16 protein-coding genes are annotated in these 19250 nt (G+C 42.2%); 8 read left to right on the top strand and 8 right to left on the bottom strand.

Annotation, left to right across the window (positions count from 1 at the left end; genetic code table 11):
• Positions 1-287 precede the first annotated feature (287 nt).
• From ccoP to ccoN, 4 genes are read right to left on the bottom strand one after another with little or no spacing between them, the layout of a single operon-like run.
• Entirely contained in the window at positions 288-1424 is a 1137-nt protein-coding gene (ccoP, locus tag AK822_RS09400) for a cytochrome-c oxidase, cbb3-type subunit III (RefSeq protein WP_060491447.1), read from the bottom strand.
• The gene (locus AK822_RS09395) at positions 1421-1603 is read right to left on the bottom strand and encodes a CcoQ/FixQ family Cbb3-type cytochrome c oxidase assembly chaperone (RefSeq protein ID WP_010199605.1); all 183 of its coding nucleotides are present in this window, start codon (positions 1601-1603) and stop codon (positions 1421-1423) included. The genes ccoP and AK822_RS09395 overlap by 4 nt, the downstream gene beginning before the upstream one ends.
• Positions 1603-2241 (bottom strand): cytochrome-c oxidase, cbb3-type subunit II, encoded by a 639-nt coding sequence (gene ccoO, locus AK822_RS09390; protein ID WP_045445396.1) that lies wholly within the window; start codon positions 2239-2241, stop codon positions 1603-1605. Before ccoO ends, AK822_RS09395 begins: the two co-directional genes overlap by 1 nt.
• Positions 2242-2250: 9 nt before the next feature.
• Positions 2251-3732 (bottom strand): cytochrome-c oxidase, cbb3-type subunit I, encoded by a 1482-nt coding sequence (gene ccoN / locus AK822_RS09385; protein ID WP_045445398.1) that lies wholly within the window; start codon positions 3730-3732, stop codon positions 2251-2253.
• Positions 3733-4593: 861 nt separating this feature from the next.
• On the opposite strand from ccoN, the gene AK822_RS09380 reads away from it, so the two are divergent.
• A complete protein-coding gene (locus AK822_RS09380) occupies positions 4594-4983 on the top strand; it encodes a hypothetical protein (protein ID WP_055123882.1) in 390 nt (129 codons plus the stop codon).
• Positions 4984-5113: 130 nt separating this feature from the next.
• On the opposite strand, the gene AK822_RS09375 is transcribed toward AK822_RS09380, so the two are convergent.
• A complete protein-coding gene (locus AK822_RS09375; protein WP_055123883.1) occupies positions 5114-6088 on the bottom strand; it encodes a hypothetical protein in 975 nt (324 codons plus the stop codon).
• 453 nt (positions 6089-6541) lie between these two features.
• Here AK822_RS09375 and AK822_RS09365 point away from each other — a divergent pair, with 453 nt between their 5' ends.
• The 3 genes from AK822_RS09365 to AK822_RS09355 all read left to right on the top strand — a co-directional run bounded on the left by AK822_RS09365 (position 6542) and on the right by AK822_RS09355 (position 9244).
• Entirely contained in the window at positions 6542-7777 is a 1236-nt protein-coding gene (locus tag AK822_RS09365) for a lipoprotein-releasing ABC transporter permease subunit (RefSeq protein WP_060491446.1), read from the top strand.
• Positions 7778-7932: 155 nt separating this feature from the next.
• Entirely contained in the window at positions 7933-8613 is a 681-nt protein-coding gene (lolD, locus tag AK822_RS09360; RefSeq protein ID WP_045451357.1) for a lipoprotein-releasing ABC transporter ATP-binding protein LolD, read from the top strand.
• A 319-nt stretch (positions 8614-8932) separates the two neighbouring features.
• Entirely contained in the window at positions 8933-9244 is a 312-nt protein-coding gene (locus AK822_RS09355; RefSeq protein WP_228139006.1) for a hypothetical protein, read from the top strand.
• A 183-nt stretch (positions 9245-9427) separates the two neighbouring features.
• On the opposite strand, the gene AK822_RS09350 is transcribed toward AK822_RS09355, so the two are convergent.
• Positions 9428-10003 (bottom strand): DUF2062 domain-containing protein, encoded by a 576-nt coding sequence (locus tag AK822_RS09350; RefSeq protein ID WP_227694148.1) that lies wholly within the window; start codon positions 10001-10003, stop codon positions 9428-9430.
• A gap of 323 nt (positions 10004-10326) precedes the next feature.
• On the opposite strand from AK822_RS09350, the gene AK822_RS09345 reads away from it, so the two are divergent.
• The 4 genes from AK822_RS09345 (at position 10327) to AK822_RS09330 (ending at position 16510) form a co-directional block, all read left to right on the top strand.
• Positions 10327-13356, top strand: a complete 3030-nt coding sequence (locus AK822_RS09345; RefSeq protein ID WP_060491443.1) for a ComEC/Rec2 family competence protein — start codon at positions 10327-10329, stop codon at positions 13354-13356.
• Between the two features lie 206 nt (positions 13357-13562).
• Positions 13563-14618: a signal peptide peptidase SppA gene (gene sppA / locus AK822_RS09340; protein ID WP_045451362.1), complete on the top strand. Its 1056-nt coding sequence runs from the start codon at positions 13563-13565 to the stop codon at positions 14616-14618.
• Positions 14619-14753: 135 nt separating this feature from the next.
• Entirely contained in the window at positions 14754-15644 is an 891-nt protein-coding gene (locus AK822_RS09335; protein ID WP_060492255.1) for an alpha/beta hydrolase, read from the top strand.
• A 77-nt stretch (positions 15645-15721) separates the two neighbouring features.
• Positions 15722-16510 carry a CPBP family intramembrane glutamic endopeptidase gene (locus tag AK822_RS09330; RefSeq protein WP_060491442.1) on the top strand — a complete coding sequence of 263 codons (789 nt, stop codon included), beginning with the start codon at positions 15722-15724 and terminating at the stop codon, positions 16508-16510.
• 65 nt (positions 16511-16575) lie between these two features.
• On the opposite strand, the gene dusA is transcribed toward AK822_RS09330, so the two are convergent.
• Both dusA and AK822_RS09320 read right to left on the bottom strand, forming a co-directional pair.
• Positions 16576-17547, bottom strand: coding sequence for a tRNA dihydrouridine(20/20a) synthase DusA (dusA, locus tag AK822_RS09325; protein ID WP_060491441.1), 972 nt, complete (start codon positions 17545-17547; stop codon positions 16576-16578).
• Positions 17548-17672: 125 nt separating this feature from the next.
• The gene (locus tag AK822_RS09320; protein WP_045451556.1) at positions 17673-18974 is read right to left on the bottom strand and encodes an MFS transporter; all 1302 of its coding nucleotides are present in this window, start codon (positions 18972-18974) and stop codon (positions 17673-17675) included.
• Between the last annotated feature and the right edge of the window lie 276 nt (positions 18975-19250).

The following is a 19250-nucleotide window of genomic DNA, read 5'->3' as shown; positions in this document are numbered from 1 at the left end:
AAATTCGCCACTAATAAGTGGTTTTTAGGTATTATCATTTTAGCATTCTCCCTACTATAAATGGGGTAATAATCTTAAAAACCAATCAATATATCAGCATAATGATCGATATATTGGTCGTGCTCTATGTAGTATTTAGCTACATTTTATTTACCACTCAAATTTTGACAATGCGGTAGCAGTTAATAAACTCTCATCGAAGAATTTATAAAAAAAGGAGAACTGCAATAACAGTTCTCCCTTTATCAAATCTTATCCACTGATGCTATGACAACCATCTTTAAATATTAGTTAGCCGTCGTTTCTACAGTGGTTGCTACTTGAGTAGCGGTTGGTGCTTTAGCAGCAGGTTGAGGGGTTTTATCTGATAATGAGTAAACATAAGCTGCAATCAGCATAATACGCTCATTACCCAGTTTGGTTTCCCACTCAGGCATCACACCAGCACGACCATAACGTAAGGTTTCGCGGATGGTCTCACGATCACCGCCATATAACCAAATGTTATCTGTCAAGTTTGGCGCGCCAGTAGAAGTCATACCTTTGGCATCTGCACCATGACAAAGTACACAGTTAGTCGGCTCATTGAAGATGGCCTCACCTTGAGCGACTTGAGCTTTATCAAGCTCGTAACCAGGTTGGTTGCCAGATATTGACAGCACGTATTCAGATACCGCACGTACCCCATCTTCACCGATTTGATCACGCCATGCAGCCATACCACCAACTCGACCTTTATGTAGCGTGGTCAAAATGTTTGACGCTTCTCCGCCATATAACCAGTCATTGTCAGTTAGATTTGGATAGCCTACCGCACCTTTGGCGTTAGAGCCATGACAGACCGCACAGTTCTGTAAGAACAAACGACTACCAACCTTTAAAGCATTCGGGTTTTCTGAAAGCTTTTCTACATAAGGGGATAGTTCTGCAGTTTTCTCATCAATTTGAGCTTGCAGATCTGCTGGTGGTGTTTCACTGCGACGCATCGTTGCTTGTAACTCAGCAAGTGCCGCTAAGGTCTCTGTCGCACCACTAGCATCCGCTTTTGCTAAGATGTTTTTCTCAAAGTTATCCGTAAATACTTTGTTATTACTCTCAAGCTCGCTATATAGCTCGTTCTTAGAGGTCCACGGTACCGTTTCGCCATCGACTTCTACAGTGGCAATACCTTCCCATTTTGATGGGAAAATACCTGGGAAAAATACCCAATAGGCAACACCCCAAGCGATAGAGCCAAAAAATATTACGAGCCACCATTTAGGTAATGGCTTGTCGTACTCTTTGATACCATCATAAGCGTGGCCTGTTGTACCGTCATCTTCTAGTTCTGGCTTGTACTTCAATACCATTAGTAAGACACCGAGGATAGCAGCCCAACACATGATACTTAGTATGGTAATCCAAGAACTCCAAAAAAATGTCATCGTTTATCCTTATTGCGCTGCTCTTCAGACAGAGATTTTATATCCTCGTCATCAAGCGCAAGTTGTGCATCTTCTTCGAAGCGTTTTTTGTTTTTTGGCGAATACGCCCACCATGCAACACCTACGAAGGCAACAAAGGCAGAAACGGTCGCAATTGTTTGTAATTCACCAATACCCATTAGCGCTGTCCTTCCATCGCGGTGCCCAGTTGCTGTAGATAAGCAACCAAAGCATCAAGTTCAGTGGCACCAAGTACAGCATCTGGTGCTCCTTCGATATCTTCTTCAGTGTAAGGTACACCAAAGCGATCACGGAATAGACGCATTTTAGTTTGAACGTTTTCACCATTCACTTCGTTGGTAGCAAGCCACGGGAAGCCAGGCATTACTGATTCAGGTACTAGTGAACGTGGCGCAATTAAATGCTGCTTTTGCCAGTCTTCAGAATAACGACCGCCAACACGTGCTAGATCAGGTCCAGTACGTTTTGAACCCCAAAGAAAAGGGTGATCCCACGTAGATTCAGCAGCACGTGAGTAAGGTCCATAACGTTCAACTTCAGCACGTAGTGGACGAATCATCTGAGTATGACAAACGTGACAACCTTCACGAATATAGATGTCACGACCCTCAAATTCTAGTGCAGTCCATGGCTCCATAGAGGGCAGGGGAGCATTCACCCCACCTTCTTCAGGACCCTTGTTGTCATATATCAATGGTACGATTTCAACTAGCGTTGCAAAGCTAATAGCAATAACGATACCGATAACCAACAAGCCTGTATTTTTTTCAATAATTTCATGCGGTGTACCAGACATGATCGCTCCTTATACGTTAGCTGCTGAAGGTTTATCAACACTAGGTTCATGATCAGTAGGATCTGCGATATCGACAGGCTTACCTTCTGGCATTTTAAGTGTTTTATAAACGTTATATGCCATCACAAACATACCCGATACATACAATAGGCCACCAAAAGCACGACCAATATATGGGAAATGTGAGAACTCAACTGTATCAACGAAGCTATATACCAATGTACCGTCTGGATTAGTAGCCAGCCACATCATGCCTTGGCCAATACCTGAAATCCACATAGATACGATATAGAAAATAGTACCCGCTGTCGCCAACCAAAAATGCGTGGTGATTAAGCTGATAGAATACATCTTAGGTTTGTTATAGATACGTGGTAACAGTACATATAGCGAACCAATGGTAATCATACCTACCCAACCAAGTGCACCTGAGTGTACGTGACCGACTGTCCAATCCGTATTATGCGATAACGCATTCACTGTCTTAATCGACATCATTGGACCTTCGAACGTCGACATCGCATAAAACGACAATGCCACAATCATAAAGCGAATGATCGGATCGGTACGCAGCTTATCCCAACTACCTGATAGTGTTAGTACACCGTTAATCATACCACCCCAAGATGGCGCAAACAGGATGATTGAGAATACCATTGCTAGAGACTGTGTCCAATCTGGAAGCGCTGAATAATGCAAATGGTGACCACCAGCCCACATATATGACGCAATCAATGCCCAAAAGTGAACGATAGACAAACGGTAAGAATAAATAGGACGACCAATCTGGACTGGAACGAAGTAATACATCATTCCTAAGAAAGCTGCCGTTAGATAAAAACCTACCGCGTTATGTCCGTACCACCACTGCACCATCGCATCGGTCGCACCGCCAAATAACGAGTAAGACTTAAATGCGCTAACAGGAATCGCCATGCTGTTTACGATATGCAGTAATGCAATCGTAATAATAAAGGCTGCAAAGAACCAGTTAGCCACATAAATATGTGAGGTTTTACGTTTGATGAGCGTACCGAAAAAGACAATGGCATAAGAGATCCATACCAAGGCAATCAAAATATCGATTGGCCACTCAAGCTCAGCGTATTCCTTGGTCGATGTTAAACCTAAAGGTAGGGTAATAACCGCTGATACGATAACGGCTTGCCAACCCCAAAAGGTAAACCAAGCTAAATAAGGAGCAAATAACCTTGTCTTACAGGTACGCTGAACAATATAGTAAGACGTTGCGAACAGGGCAGAGCCACCGAACGCAAAAATGACCGCATTGGTATGTAGCGGTCTTAAACGACTAAATGTCAGCCATGGAATGTCAAAGTTAAGTGATGGCCATGCTAACTGTGAAGCAATGAACACACCAATACTCATGCCGACGATGCCCCATACCACGGCCATTATCGTAAAGAATCTTACGATAGTAATTTCGTACTCACGGTCAACTGGGGCGACTGCTGTGTTTTGTAAACTCATTGGATGATTCCTTTACAGCCCGAATTATCAACAGAATTAACTAACTCTCCGCGCTATCTGCATCATAAAAGTAATAGTCAGATAAAAATAGAATCGCGGCACATGCTGTTTTTTTTCTCGCTTATCACCACAATATTATTAACTATCAATCTAAGCTTTCGCTTTATATCAGCTGGTATTGAGGCATAAAGGCGTTTTAAACGCACGACACTCACAGCTGGTCGATAGTAGGATTGTTAATAAATCATTAAAGTGGATAAGAAGATGCGCCGTTTTTGAGCATCAAACATCTAAAGAGGTGAAGTATTTATCTTAATTATTACCAAAAATTCTGTACTAATGAAGATAGATACCAATATCCATAGGGCCATAAAAACTTACTGACCATAGACGTATGCTAGCGGCGGCTGACAAAAAAACATGTTTGCGTAATGTTTAGTTAAAACTCCCGACTCTGTTTAAGGGTATTGTAACGCAATCCTAATCAAATATCATCAGAACTATGCGGCAAAATACAAACTCTTTGGTAAAAATCTTAGCAAGCAACTTATTATAGCTTTGCAATTTGTATATTTTATACCCAATTTTATCACGATTCTAGAAATACATTTTGGTGATAGAGGGACAGTAATTACTACGCTTAGATATCATGACCAGCAGCATTTTTGTAACAATGGCCGCATAAGCACTCTAAATAAGTTTTACTTATCATCAAGTCGACCCTTATAATGAGGCTAAATATAAGTGATGATAGCAGTTTTTGTACTGCTATTATGAGCAACTATTTTATCACTTGATATCCAGTCAGGCGAGTGAGCCAAACAACGGTAGCCTGAAATAACATCAATTAAGGACAATAATATGGCAGTTTTTTTGACAGATGAGTGGTTTGAGCAAGTTGAGCAAATGGGTAATGAGGCAGGCGAGCTAAATTTGCCGCCAGCACTGGCGAATATGATCGTCAACCTAAAAGTCTCTGATACTGAGCAAGACATCGAAGCAAACTTTGCAAACGGTTTATTGCATCGCGGCTTGAACGATGCAGCGACAACTACCTTGTTGCTTGACCGCAGTATCTTGCAATCAATCATCACTGATTTCGATACCAATGAAATTATGGGTGCCTTTATGGGTGGTAAAATTCGCGTTGAAGGCGATATGTCACAACTGATGGCAGTACAAACGGCACGCCCAAGTGCTGAACAAAAAGAGCTATATACTCGTATCAAATCAATGACGACCATGGCTTAATTTCATATTTTCAGGGTTTTATCCCGACGATTGTAAAAAGACAAAAAGCCCCTAATGCTTATTAGGGGCTTTTTATTTGATGATACATTTAATGGTCATTATTAAAAGTAGCGGATGACTCGTAAAGTAGTTAACTGGCTTTTGATTGCTGCGCTGCACTTTGCTGGTTTTCTTTATAGATGGCAGCTTGTAGCCAGACGTTCGCTTGTACGTAGTCATGCACTTTAATAGAAGCCGTCTCTGGCGTGTTGAGCGCGCCGATACGAATCACGAAAGGATCGGCATCTTGTTCGCGTAGTATCACGACATCAAACAGAATAATGGATTTATCATTAAATACGGTTTCTTGCTTGCCGAGCACCTGACCTTGGCACCATGCTTCATCTTCTTGTCCCAAAGTATCACCAAATAGATAGGCGCACATGTGACCCAAGTTGATCTCAACTGGCGCCATTTGCGCTTTGGTCTCTGGTTTCCATTCTTTGATTTGCTCTTGCAGGTCATCGGGTATTTTTCCATCATTGGCGGCAACGATGTCGTTAAATGCACGGTGGTAGCGGATCGCTTCTTGATCTTCAACCATAATGACTTCGTTTTGCTCACTTAGCTTAATCTCATGTGCCCAAGCACTAAAGTTCACAAAGTAAGACGTGTCTCGCTGATATAAATGGCGATTGGTGGTGTAGAGCTGGTCAAAGGCGTAAATAATACTGCCATCAGCGGTACGCAAGCGTAATACAGCATCGTGTGAATTGTCATTGGCAATGATGCGCTCAATCTTACAATTGAGTCCATACGGGCTATCGACACAAGGATAAGCATTGATAAAGCATTCAGGCTTACCATTTTTCATGGCTAATACTTGATTGATATGACAAGGCTGGTTTTCAGACAGCAATAGGCAGCTGTCTTGAGCGCTGACATTACTATTGAGACCTTTAGGCATGGCCGCCTTTTCGATCATTTTTTGTAGCCATTCTGGCACGTCATGACTCATGTCATCGGTCAGAATACTCCAATGATCGGCGTGACCTGCAGATTGCTCATCAGTCATGGTGATTTTGGTGGGAGATTGGACGTTTTTATATTGATAATTAATGGTCATGAAGATACTCAAAATTAGTCAGCGTGAGGTTTGGACCTGAAACGGCTATTGCTGGCTATCATAAGGCTTTATTTAACACGATAGATTTATGATAGTTGGCAACGTTGTCATCAGTAAAGGGTCAACAAACCACAATGAATGGTTAATGACAATTGTCCTTAGCATACAATATATAGGTATTGACGCAAGTAATAGCAAGCCCCTCATAAAAAATAGTAACAAAAGCCAGTTTTTTATTAAAAAATACGCCCAGTTTTTGCTAATGACTGGCACATATCAGCCAAATTGTGTCAAACTAGCTCCCTTTTGACGGCTGTCTTTGGCTCGTCTGAAACCCTGTTTTTGTGTTCGATTTATATGTGACTATGGCAAGTGCAGGTGTGAGATGCATTTGCTGTTGCTCGTTTTATAGTATATATAAAGTCGCACGTAGATAAGATAAAGAGTTTGAATATGTTTCGTCCTTTAGCGTTGTTTATCGGCTTACGATACACCCGAGCAGAGCGTAGTAATGGTTTTATCTCTTTTATCTCGCTGATCTCGATGATTGGTTTGACTCTTGGGGTTGCCGTATTGATCACGGTGCTATCAGTCATGAATGGTTTTGATCGGGAGTTAAAAACCCGTATTTTGGGTATGGTCCCGCAAGCAACGGTCGTTTCCACCGAGATTATCAGTGATTGGAAGCAATTGGCTGATAAAATTAAAGAAGATCCTGAAGTGGCAGCTGTAGCGCCCTTTATTCAACTGCAAGGGATGTTGACGTCAAACGGTCAGGTTGCAGGGATTATGGTCACTGGTGTCGATCCTGAATACGAAAAAGATGTCTCTATTATCAATGAACATATGGTTCAAGGCAGTATTGATACTTTACAAAGTGGTGAGTTCAATATTGTACTGGGTGAAGAGATGGTACAGTCTCTAGGGCTGCAACTGGGTGATAAAGTGACGCTAGTGCTGCCAGAGGCATCGCCTTCACCAGCTGGCGTGATACCACGATTCAAGCGCTTTACCTTGACAGGTATTTTTACCATCAGTCCAGAAGTCGATAGCCTCATGGCATTTATCCCGATGGGTGATGCGGCAAAACTGTTGCGTCTGCCAGATGGCGCGCAGGGTGTGCGTATGAAGCTCAATGACATCTTTACCGCTCCGATGGCAGCAGAAAAAGCCGCCGCTATTGCCCCTCAGAAACTGTATCCTAATGATTGGACACAAACGCATGGCAACCTATTTGGCGCGATTCAAATGGAAAAAGCCATGGTCGGATTGCTGCTATTTTTAATTATCCTAGTGGCTGCTTTTAATATTGTCTCCAGTCTAGTAATGCTCGTAACTGATAAAAAAGCGGATATTGCGATTCTAAAAACTTTTGGTGCGTCTCCTCGTTTGATTACCCAAGTGTTTATGGTGCAAGGTGTGGTCATCGGTGTGATTGGTACGATTGCTGGTACGATACTGGGCGTGATATTTGCGCTTACAGTGAGTGATATTTTAGGCTTTATTAACCAAGTCTTTAATTTGAACTTGTTTGATGCGTATTTTGTTAATTATTTGCCATCAGAGTTGCGTGTACTAGATGTGGTATTGATTACAGGTGCGTCTTTCGTACTGAGCTTTTTGGCAACCATTTATCCAGCACGCCGAGCGGCTAAGATTCAGCCAGCACAGACGTTGCGTTATGAATAAATGATTTTATATGTCGCTTAAGTTTTTATATACAGTTTAAGTTATTACCAATGCTTGTTAGGTAAAATTAATTTTAATGCAAGTTTAGGCTGATATATTGTTTGTAGCACTGAATAAAGCATCAATACCAGTATAAATAGAATAAAGGAAAAGCCATGTCTGCCATTTTAGAGGCGAAAAATATCAACAAGATATATGATGAAGGGGCGGTTAGTACGCAAGTATTGACTGGCTTGGATTTGACCGTCCATGCTGGCGAGCGCATCGCCATCGTTGGCACCAGTGGTTCAGGCAAGAGCACTTTGCTACACTTGCTTGGTGGTCTTGATACGCCAACCAGCGGTGAGGTCTGGCTACATGGTCAATTGTTAAATAGCATGAATGAAACTGAGCGCGGTGCCATGCGTAACAAGCATTTGGGATTTATTTATCAGTTTCATCATTTATTAGCCGAATTTACTGCCATTGAAAACGTTGCAATGCCGTTACTGATGCGACCAGAGGTCTCAACGACTTCAGCAAGAGAGCAAGCAATTGCGATACTAGAAAGTGTCGGACTTGAGCACCGTCTGGCGCATAGACCTGGTGAGCTATCGGGCGGCGAGCGTCAGCGTGTGGCTATTGCCCGTGCTTTGGTTACGAAGCCGTCGCTTATTTTGGCAGACGAGCCAACTGGTAATTTGGACTATGACAATGCGCAAAGCGTGTTTGGACTATTATCAGAGCTGCAAAATACCATGCAAACCGCACTATTAATGGTGACACATGATCGCAATCTCGCGGCGCTGGCGGATCGTCAGTTATTGCTACGTAATGGTCATTGGGAGCAGTATTAACTGTTTTTTAACGCTTTAAGTTTAATAGCGTAAATGGTTATGGTTGCTAACTAGTAGGGTGTGTCCTGATTTAAGTCAATTGATATCTACATGGGCTAAACTTTATCAAACGTCGTTGAACTGAACTGCTGATTAATATTTACTATGATCTGTGTTATTTCTCTTGTTTAACGGTAATTTGTCTTGCTTTTATCATCATTATTAAATGAGGATATACCCTAGAAAGACAAGATTATGTTCAACAGACACTAAGTTTTTAATAAAAATAAACGCAAAATGGGGCTGAAAAATGCCGCCAATTTATTAAAGAAGGATTATTATGATGGATAGAGATGACGACCCAATCGCTGCTTTTGGCAGTGCCGAAGAAGGCAATGAACCGTTAAAACCCTATATGGATGTGACGTTATTCGAGACAATTGATAAACAGGAACAAATAGATCTATTAACACCCGTTTTTGATGCCATTACTTTGGCTGGCGTTGATTATGATCTAAAAGCTCAAGACAGTGCAACGGGCAAACGTTATACATTGCTTAAAGATGAAAAAGTGGTTGAAGTTTTCGAGATGAACACTAGCCTTACGGACAACATCCTTGCTGCCATAGAAAAGAATAAAGAAGCAGAGTGACTGGTATCAACAGAGAAAATGGCTTTTGTTTTTAAGTCATAGCCAGCTTAAGGTGATATCGAGACATAGCATAGAATAATCGAGGACAGATGGTAACCTAGATTGCTGGCGTTAGCGAATGGTTGAAAGTAAAGGGTGGTTCGCTACGTTATGGTTACCATGACTTGAGAACAGCAGCATATATTAGGTTTTAGGTGATTTATCAGAAGGTTCTTGCTGACGTTTTTGCCAGCTCACGACGGTTTTATATCGCCAAACAGCCTTAAATGCCAGTCCACAAACGATGCTGGTCACAATCGCTAATATCGTCAACCCTATGCAAAAAGCAGCAATCGATACCGTGCCGCGATAGGTAATAAATGGATTTGCACCATCTGATAGTGCCCATAAGCTAAAATCAGCAATCATCCTGCCGATAAGCCGCAAACTAATCATCGGTACGTCAAGGATTTTGGCACCGATATAATAGCCTGCATAAAAGATGGGCAAGCTCGTGAGTGGATTGGTAATCCAAGTCAAGCCGAGTGCCATGGGAACATTGGCACGAAAAATCAATGAGCCAACTAGAGCCAGTAGCATTTGCCCTGGCAATGGGAAAAATGCACTAAGCACCCCGATATAGACCGCTTTATTTAAGCTATGTCGATTAAAGTGCCATAATCGTGGATCAGCCAAATGCGGTGCGAACAGTTTTAAGGTGCGACTTTCTAAGATTTTCTCTGGCGTAGGAAGTAGGTCTTTCAGACGTTTTTGGGGCACAGGATCGCCTTTTGTAATCGTTAGCTAAAGTCCGCTCAATCTCATTGATGGTCTGCTATAAAGTAATATTATTCATAAAGTGTACAGCTGAGAATATAGAGGATAATGATGTTAGATTATCATCATCGCAATATGTCAGTCAGTATAGGGTAATAGTTATATAAATGCTATTGCATGACGTATCAGTTGTTGTTTCTGGTTTTAGTATCAATCTGTGTTTTAGCATTCCGGTACATTTTCGTCGTATTAAGTGGCTATTTATCATAATAAATGGCTTTATTTAGGCAAAAACTAATATTCACCTCATCAAGCAAGGAGCGCTGGTGTACTGGTTGATTGGTAGCTTGATTATTATCGCCATGATGGGCGTTTTGGCAGTCGCAGATAGTATGGCGATACCCACTAGTTCATCGTTAATGGATATATTGAATACTCCCACCTTATCTTTGTCGCTCATTATTTTTGCTATTATACTGATTGTTATTGCCCAGTTTAATGTACCTTCTGCAAAACCCAGCCATTTATCGCAACATACTGCGGGTCTCTCTTCACGTAATCCTTCATATAATATTTCACATAAATCTAAACTCTTCTTTCGTATCTTGACTCATGTTTTAGTTGCTGTATTGGCAATTGGATTAATCATTGGCAGTGGGCTGCAAGCCCTGATTAGCCATCAGCAAGCAGAACTAACAGAAATCACTGAGCCAATGCGTGTACAAGCATTAGTCACCATCGAAGGAATAAGTGACAGCGTTTATGACGTCGCCACGGACAGTGGCTATCGACAAGTTGCTGTCATTAGTGATATATCACCCTTGGTGTCGGCGTTGGCGGTTGAAGATTTAGATGCCATGACCAGTAACTTTCTAATAGATGAAAATAATAGCCTAAGCAATAATAGATTGTATGAAAATAACTTAAATAACAATAAAAATAACAATAACAATAACAATAACAATAACGGTAAGGATGGCACGTACCGTGTATTGCTCAATGGTTATCCAAAAAATCCATCAAAACAATCATCCAAGAAAAATTTGGACAACAATCCGTTTGACCGCTTAAATTACTTACAACCTGGCGATCAGCTGTTTATGAGTTTAGCCCTTGCACCACTGGCGACCTCTGAGCAAGCGTTGAGCAATCCATCTGGTTTTGACAGTTATCGCTGGCTGCGAGGTCGTCATATTGATGGAGTCGCTAATATATTGACCGTTGGCACATCAAATGTCACCAATACTGAGGTATCAAAGCCAGCATTTTCCTCTTCTTCATATCTGCAGCGTTTTCAGACTTATATCAACCAAGGACGTTGGCAATTACGCCAGTATTTTTATCAAGATTGGTCAACACAGACCACAGCAGCGCAACAGGCAAAAGCGGTCACTTTAAGTTTGCTCACAGGTGATCGCAGTTTAATCAATCGCGATACCAAAGATCTATATCAGCTGGCTGGTATTTCACATTTGCTGGCTATCTCTGGCACTCATGTATTGTTTTTAGCGATTATGCTGGCGGGTGCGGCGGTGTTGCTTTTTGATCGGTTATGGCCAAGGATTTATCGTTATGTACCGCGTTGGCAAGTGCGCTGGTGGGTGATGATCGCTGCTGCTTTTATTTATGCGTTATTTACTGGTTTTGATGTACCTGCTGCTCGTACCGCATGGATGTTATTCGCGATAGGTTTGGTACGTTTAACATTATTGCCGGTTAGTACGATGCGGGTGTTGTTTGCCTTGGCAGTGTTGATGGCATGGCTTGATCCCTATGTATTATGGCAGGCAGGGTACTGGCTATCTTTTATCGCAGTGGCATTACTCCTTAAATATGATGATGCATCATATACGCAATCAGCTGTCGTATCAGAAACGGCATCTGCTCATAATGCCAGTGTAGTAGAGACTGCGTTCAAGCATATTTGGATAATAGGCAAACGTGTATTCAAATTACAATTTTGGCTATTTATTACTTTATTACCTATTACATTGCTATTATTTGGCAAGGCGTCGCTGTGGGGTCTTGTCATCAATCTATTTGCTATCGGTTTATTTGGTTGGGTGATTGTGCCACTTAATCTGTTGGCAGGGCTTTGCTATCTTTTATCACCTGCTATTGCTGATAGTATTTGGCTGCTTGTTAGCGCCATTGTCGCGAAATTGCATGAACTGATAACGTGGTTAACCTCATTACCAGTATTGTCAGAAGCGTGGCTTTATACCCCCGTGAATGTCGCCATATTGCTGATGGTACTATTAAGTATGTTGCCATGGCTACTACCACGAGGATTTATCAGTCGTTGGCTGGCACTGCCGCCGCTAACCTTATTAATGATGACAGTATATGCCAATCAGCAATCACTAACGACGATACCGACCTTGTATATCTTACCAACGGGTGACCCCTATATAAGCGCTGCTTTGTTACAGTATCCTGTTACCAATAATAAGCAGTCATCCACAACAGATACGCATAAGAACAACATCAGCTGGCTATTTTTATCTGACCACAGACCCAATGTCGCACGAACGATGCCCAGTAATCTAACGGCGAATAAGCTGTCGATGACATTGGCGCAGCAGCTGGGTAGCTTGTCAGTTGATACATTAGAGGGTATGGTTGTGCAGAGTAGTAGTGCTGGATTGACGGATACGCTTGCTACTGATAAGAAGTATTTAGCTTCTAATGCTAATGCTTCTACTAATGCTTCTGCGCTGTTGCCTTTGACGGTTTTTCAGCTTAATCAGCGTTTACCTATTAGTCAGTATTGGCAAGCAGGACGCTCTGATCGTTGGTCTGCATTTCAGCAAGCCTATAAAGTCACTAGCCAATCCAAGGACATGACGAATATTAGTGTGCAACGCTGTGAACAAGGCAAAACGTGGCAGTTGGGCAATGGTGATTTGTCCATACAAGCATTGACAGGGTGGAGCAAAATAGACAGTCCGAGTGTTTGGGATTGTACGGTGGCTATAGATGCCAGCTTGTCCATAAGGGTGTTAAAATATAATGCGGCTGATCCACTCAAATCAACACCTGCTACTGTGCAAACACTCACATCAATTAGCCAGCCACCGACTCATCAAGCCAATATGCCTCAGGCACGTCTGATATTAAATGCAGATACCCATCAGCGTATTTGGCAAATGTGGATATTGTTATGTCCAGTTGAAATACCTGAGCAACCACGCCCTTTTCGTAATGTGATATGGCTAGGACATAGCACATCACAGATAACTGCTGAGGTGATAAATCGTCAAACCATCAATGAAATGATCACTTATGATGACAAAATGCCAGAAGCAACGTTGTCTCTCAATGCAGCAGTAGATACTACCAATACGACGCCATAAAAATATCGCTTATCTAATCAATGTTACAATATAGTGATATTTCCCAGTTATACTATTGAACCATGATTGAAATACCACCATACTTAGCAGCCTATGAATATAGATGACTGTGACCGTATTTGGAGTGAGAAGCAGCTCCTTATTACTGACTGTATTTCTATCTTCTCTTTTTATTGCTTTAGACTGTTTCTGACTTAGGAAGTTATATGCCCAACTGGCCACCAGACCCTAACAAACGTCCTGACAATTCGGCAAATCAGCCAGTACCGATGTCGCCGCCAAGCCAGCCGAGTGGACAAGAATGGCGATTGCTTGAAAACACTTTATTGGCTAGTGTGGTCGAGCAACGCCGCGCCCGTCGCTGGAGTATCTTTTTTAAACTATTGACCTTTGGTTATATTTTACTGATATTTCTGACGCTTGGTCGTAGTTGCAGCAGCAGCGCGCCAACGGGTTTAGATGGTGTTGACACGAGCAAGCCGCATTTAGCTGTGGTTGAGCTACAAGGTGTCATTAGTAGTGGCGATGTGGCCAACGCTTATGATGTCAATGAGGCATTGACCCGTGCTTTTGAAAATAGCAATTCAAAGGCGGTAGCATTGGATATCAATTCACCTGGTGGCTCACCAGTACAGTCTGATGAGATTTGGCAGACTATGATGGATTTGCGTAAAGAATATCCAGACAAAAAACTCTATGCAGTGATTGGTGATATGGGTGCTTCTGGCGCATATTATATTGCTTCTGCGGCGGATGAGATTTATGTGAACCCATCAAGTTTGGTTGGCTCTATCGGCGTGATTATGCCAAGCTATAACATCAAAGGTTTGATGGATAAAGTTGGCGTAGAAGATCGTACGATTACTGCTGGTGAATACAAAGACATCTTAAGTTTGTCACGTCCGTTAACGGACTATGAAGAAAAACATGTCGAAAAAGTATTGGACAACACCCACAAGCATTTCATTAATGCAGTGAAAGAAGGGCGCGGTGATCGTCTCAAAAATCCTGAACAAAATAAACTGTTCTCAGGATTATTCTGGACAGGCGAGCAGTCGATTGAGCTTGGCTTAGCCGATAAGAAAGGCAGCATCGCTAGCTTAGAAAAGCAGTTAGAGCTGGATAATGTCATCAATTATAGCCCAACAGATCCGTTCCAATTATTCATGGACCGCTTTGCTGTTAAATTGGGGGCGGGCATTGGCTCTAGTGTCAGCCTTGATGTTTTACCGCAAGAAGAAGGTAATGCGCAGATGCGTTAAGCGTTTTATGTTTGAGATTTACTGTGTATGATTGTTGAGGCTGAGCGTATGATTATGCTCAGCCTTAATTGTATATGAGATTCAATGATTATAAAAAATACCCTAAATAGCGACTTAAATCGAAGAGAGCTTGTCATGAGTGATGAAATTAATTTGCCAACTTTTACTGCTTTACCTGTCTCTACAATAACCAACAAACCTGTCCTGCATTTTGCTCATGCTAATGGGATGCCAAGTGCGGTTTATCAACCATTTTTTGAGAAGTTAGCAGAATTTTTTACTATTGAATATATTGCCATGCTGGGTGCAACGCCTGATTATCCAGTCGATGATCATTGGCGCAGCCTTACACAGCAGATTATTGATAGTGTCAAAAATACCTGTGAGAAGCATGGCGTGTCGCAAGTAGTGGCAGTGGGTCATTCGCTTGGTGCGATGTGTACCTTGCAGGCATTGTATCGTGCGCCGCAGCACTTTGCCCAAGCGGTACTCATGGATCCGCCTTGGATTTATGGCAAAGTGAGCTTGCTATGGCATTTGGCAAAGACGGCGGATAGATTGCCGATGATGAATAACCGCCTGATGGATAAATTGTCACCAGCTGGCGTGTCTAAGCATCGCCGTGATGTCTGGGAGAGCCGCGCAGATGCGTACGATAAGATGCGGCATAAAGGCTTTTTCAAAAACTTCGATGAACGTAGTTTTCAAGGCTATATCGAGCATGGGCTACACGAACGTGCGGATGGCAAAGTGACATTGGCGATTCCGAAAGCCAGTGAGGTCGCTGTCTTTCGCACCAATCCATCTTGGTATTGGCTGGCACCAAATCATGGACCAAAGCCGCCTGTTACTTTGATTATCGGTCAAGACAGTATCTTTTTAAAACGCCGATTTCCGCAACAAATAAAGTCGCGTTTGGATATTCCTTATGAGACCCATGTCGGTGGTCATATGTTCCCACTTGAGTATCCAGAGTCGGTCTCTCAGCAAGTATTATCATTGATTGAGCAGCAACTACCAACATAATCGCTGATGACTATTTCTGCTCATTATTGCTTATGCTAGATGCGATCTGACAAAATATCCGTTTGAGTAATGACTTTATGCTAAAAAATGCTACTGGTTCGCACAATCTTAATACACTGCCTAAGCGCACGCCGCTATTTTCACGATTGGGTGTATTGCTACTGACTATTGGTATACTGATGGCATTTTTTATCAGTCAGCTGCTAGGCGTATATATCGCTGGCAAGCTAGTATTACCGGCTTCTAAAAATTCAACCATGGCTGATATCTTCTTTTTTGGTAGTAACGATGGCACCGTGGTCAGCCTCTCTATTATCATAGGCTGCGTGCTATTGATTGCTATTAGCCTTTTAGTGATCCGTGTAAGAGGCGGCGATAGTGGGCAGTATTTAGCGCTAAAGCCGTTCTCATTTGCGGTGGGTATGGGATTGCTTGGGCTGCTATTGATATTTATGATTGGCAGTCAGGCATTGACTTATTTACTTGATAAATCGCCACTGCTCTTCGTTGACCCTTTATATCAGTCTGTCAGCTCAGTATGGCTGTTGATATTTGCAATGGTCATTGTTGCGCCAATCTATGAAGAGCTGATATTTCGTGGTCTATTATGGTCAGCGATCGCAGAGCAATTTACCTCGTCAACTTATTCAAAGCATCGAGGGGCGATCGTAGCAAGTGTCGTCACCAGCTTGATATTTGCGGTGATCCATGTGCAGTATGGTATTTATGAAATCAGTACCATCGTGGTACTGGCATTGATATTTTGCTACGCGCGTATCAAGTCAGGCTCGCTGTTGCTGCCGATATTATTGCATATCGTGAATAATGGGGCGGCGATGTGGCAATATATTGCGCAAACCGCCTAAATAAATAATGGTATTTCGGCGTTATTATTACACTTTTATAGCTGTCATCATAATGATGAATTTTCTTAAGCATCAGGATTTAGTAGTAACACCTCATCCGCTGCCCGTTTAATATCATCGATTGTTAGCTGAGGTTTGCCACTTAACGCCTGTCGCCATTTGCGCGCACCCGTCAGTCCTTGAAACAGCCCTAAATAATGTCTTGTCATCGTTGGCAGTGCTTCACCTTTAGCAATCTGCGCCTCCATATACGGATACAGCTGCGCTAGAATATCTGAGCGCTTAGGTGCTGGTTCGTTCCATAAGCTATTGGTTTCTGCTAATAGGTAAGGGTTGTGATAAAACGCGCGACCAATCATCACGCCATCCACATGTTGCAAATGTGCTTCGATGTCTTTAACGGTATCGATGCCGCCATTAATCTCGATATCAAGCTGTGGAAAATCTTGTTTGAGACGATAGACATCCTCATAACGTAGCGGTGGTATCTCGCGATTTTGCTTGGGGCTAAGCCCTTGTAGCCATGCAGTACGTGCATGGACAATAAAGCGTGTACAACCCGCTGCTGCCACTTTTTCTACAAAATCTACCATAAACTCATAACTGTCAAAATCATCAATACCAATACGATGCTTGACGGTTACTGGGATATCGACCGCCGCTTGCATGTGCTTAACCAAATCGGCAACCGTGTGCGGCTCTGCCATGAGGCAAGCACCAATCTTATTATGCTGTACGCGATCAGAGGGACAACCAACATTGATATTGACCTCACTATAACCATGCTGCTGCGCAAATTCAGCACATTGCGTCATCTCGCTAATATCTGCGCCGCCCAGCTGTAGTACAAGCGGATGCTCAAGCGTATCAAAGCGCAGATGCCGTGCTCGATTGCCATGTATCAGCGCGCCCGTACTGATCATCTCGGTGTACAAATAAACATGCGGATTAAAAAGCCGAGCAAAATAACGATAATCCGTCGTTGTCCAGTCGATCATGGGTGCAACGGAAAGACGTTTGTTGGTCATATCAACCATGGTTTTGAGCCTTAATATTTTAATATTGGTGTCTTAAATAAATGAACAAGGTGCAATGTATGAGACATACGATTGCACCTTAATTTTTAATTTCAATCGTTAAGCAGATAATAGGCAGCTATTAACTAAATAATGTGGTCGATTTTTTTGAATTCAGGCAAATTATAAAAATAAATACCCATTATTATGCCGATAAAACCGATAAATGCAATGTAGAGCGCTGGTGAGAAACTCACATACAAAGTGGCATAACCCAGTCCAAAAGGCACAAGCACTCCAACAATACCGTAGGCGATATTATAACAAAAAGCCATTCCTGTTAGTCTTACATTGGTCGGAAATAACTGTACAAGGATGGCAGGTATCATCCCAACGATGCCAGCACAAAAGCCTAAAAGCGCATACATAATGAGGATGTAGTCACCGCTGGCTTGCAGATGGTAGAAAAAGGCAAACATCTGAGCGATTAAAAGAATAGAGCCAACTGTCAGAATCTTACCGAAGTTTTGATGGTTGGATATTATCCCATAAAAAATACAACCAAAAACCATGAACACAATACCCAGACTGTGTGAGAATCCAAATAAATCGCTGTCTAAGGTAAAACGTAATTCAATCAAATCGGGTAGCAACAGCACAACAACGGTCGTGATGCTAGAAACAATAAGCGTGAGAACCATGCCGATAAATAGCGAATGTTTGCAATGCTTAAAGAGTAAATTAAAGGGTTTGGCAACATAATCGCTTGGTTTTGAGTTTTTCATTTCCAGAAAAAAGGGTGACTCATCTATCCATCGCCACGCCAGTAATGGCAATAAACTCAGAATAGCCGCGATGAAAAATGGCAAGCGCCAGCCGTAATTAGCCAATTGCTCAGTCGTCATAGAATTGGTTAACCAAAGAAAAAAGGCATTAGAAAACAGCACGCCTACATAAAAACTGGCGGTGACATAGCTACAAGATACTGACGAATATTGGCGCGGTACATGCTCTGCCACAAAAACCCAAGCGAGTGGCACATAAAGACCAAATGCCATGCCTTGTATCAGCCTCAAGACTATAAATAAGGTTGGTGCAATCAACCCCCATTGCCCATAGGTCGGTAAGCATGCCATCGCCAACAAGCTGACCGCCGTCACTAATATACTAATCAATAGTATGGGTTTTCGGCCTTTGATATCACCATAACGACCAAAGATGATACCGCCAAGTGGGCGTGCCAAATAGCCAATTGCAAATAGACCAAGCCCTTGCACCTTTGTAATAGCTGGGTCGATATTAGCAGGGAAAAAAGCGGTCGCCATGATATCTGCTAGATATAAATAAATCAAAAAATCAAAAAACGCGACTGCGCTGCTAAAGCAGATAAACAGTACGGTGTTTCTGTCTTTAGAAGACATCATTGCATATTGAGAACGAGAAGGCATAATAGGTCGCGCATCCACATATAATAGTATTCGTTAAGCCGATTATTATCTGGATAACCGGCTATAATAAAAAACGACAAATCAATATGAAAAATAATGATTTGCCGAAAAAATAAAGACGTTTGAGCTAAAATTTATTGAGCAACAAGCATCGGCATTAAGAGCACTTGAATGAAAAGTGCTCAAACTAAAAAGTGCTCAAACTAAAAAAAATGGGCAAAAGAATCACTCGATAACGCTGTTATTATGTACATATGACCAGGTTTTAGAGTATTT

This window comes from Psychrobacter sp. P11F6, from assembly GCF_001435295.1.
Classification (GTDB): Bacteria; Pseudomonadota; Gammaproteobacteria; order Pseudomonadales; family Moraxellaceae; genus Psychrobacter.
The sequence above is the reverse complement of the archived record's forward strand: the minus strand, read 5'-3'. Positions and strand labels throughout refer to the sequence as shown.

Bases quoted from the DNA above. Each gene is read 5' to 3' on its own strand.
- AK822_RS09330 (WP_060491442.1), top strand. From the start codon at position 15,722: ATGCTAAAAAATGCTACTGGTTCGCACAATCTTAATACACTGCCTAAG.
- AK822_RS09365 (WP_060491446.1), top strand. From the start codon at position 6,542: ATGTTTCGTCCTTTAGCGTTGTTTATCGGCTTACGATACACCCGAGCA.
- ccoN (WP_045445398.1), bottom strand. From the start codon at position 3,732: ATGAGTTTACAAAACACAGCAGTCGCCCCAGTTGACCGTGAGTACGAA.
- sppA (WP_045451362.1), top strand. From the start codon at position 13,563: ATGCCCAACTGGCCACCAGACCCTAACAAACGTCCTGACAATTCGGCA.
- dusA (WP_060491441.1), bottom strand. From the start codon at position 17,547: ATGGTTGATATGACCAACAAACGTCTTTCCGTTGCACCCATGATCGAC.
- AK822_RS09355 (WP_228139006.1), top strand. From the start codon at position 8,933: ATGATGGATAGAGATGACGACCCAATCGCTGCTTTTGGCAGTGCCGAA.
- ccoO (WP_045445396.1), bottom strand. From the start codon at position 2,241: ATGTCTGGTACACCGCATGAAATTATTGAAAAAAATACAGGCTTGTTG.
- AK822_RS09380 (WP_055123882.1), top strand. From the start codon at position 4,594: ATGGCAGTTTTTTTGACAGATGAGTGGTTTGAGCAAGTTGAGCAAATG.
- ccoP (WP_060491447.1), bottom strand. From the start codon at position 1,424: ATGACATTTTTTTGGAGTTCTTGGATTACCATACTAAGTATCATGTGT.
- AK822_RS09375 (WP_055123883.1), bottom strand. From the start codon at position 6,088: ATGACCATTAATTATCAATATAAAAACGTCCAATCTCCCACCAAAATC.
- AK822_RS09335 (WP_060492255.1), top strand. From the start codon at position 14,754: ATGAGTGATGAAATTAATTTGCCAACTTTTACTGCTTTACCTGTCTCT.
- lolD (WP_045451357.1), top strand. From the start codon at position 7,933: ATGTCTGCCATTTTAGAGGCGAAAAATATCAACAAGATATATGATGAA.
- AK822_RS09320 (WP_045451556.1), bottom strand. From the start codon at position 18,974: ATGCCTTCTCGTTCTCAATATGCAATGATGTCTTCTAAAGACAGAAAC.
- AK822_RS09395 (WP_010199605.1), bottom strand. From the start codon at position 1,603: ATGGGTATTGGTGAATTACAAACAATTGCGACCGTTTCTGCCTTTGTT.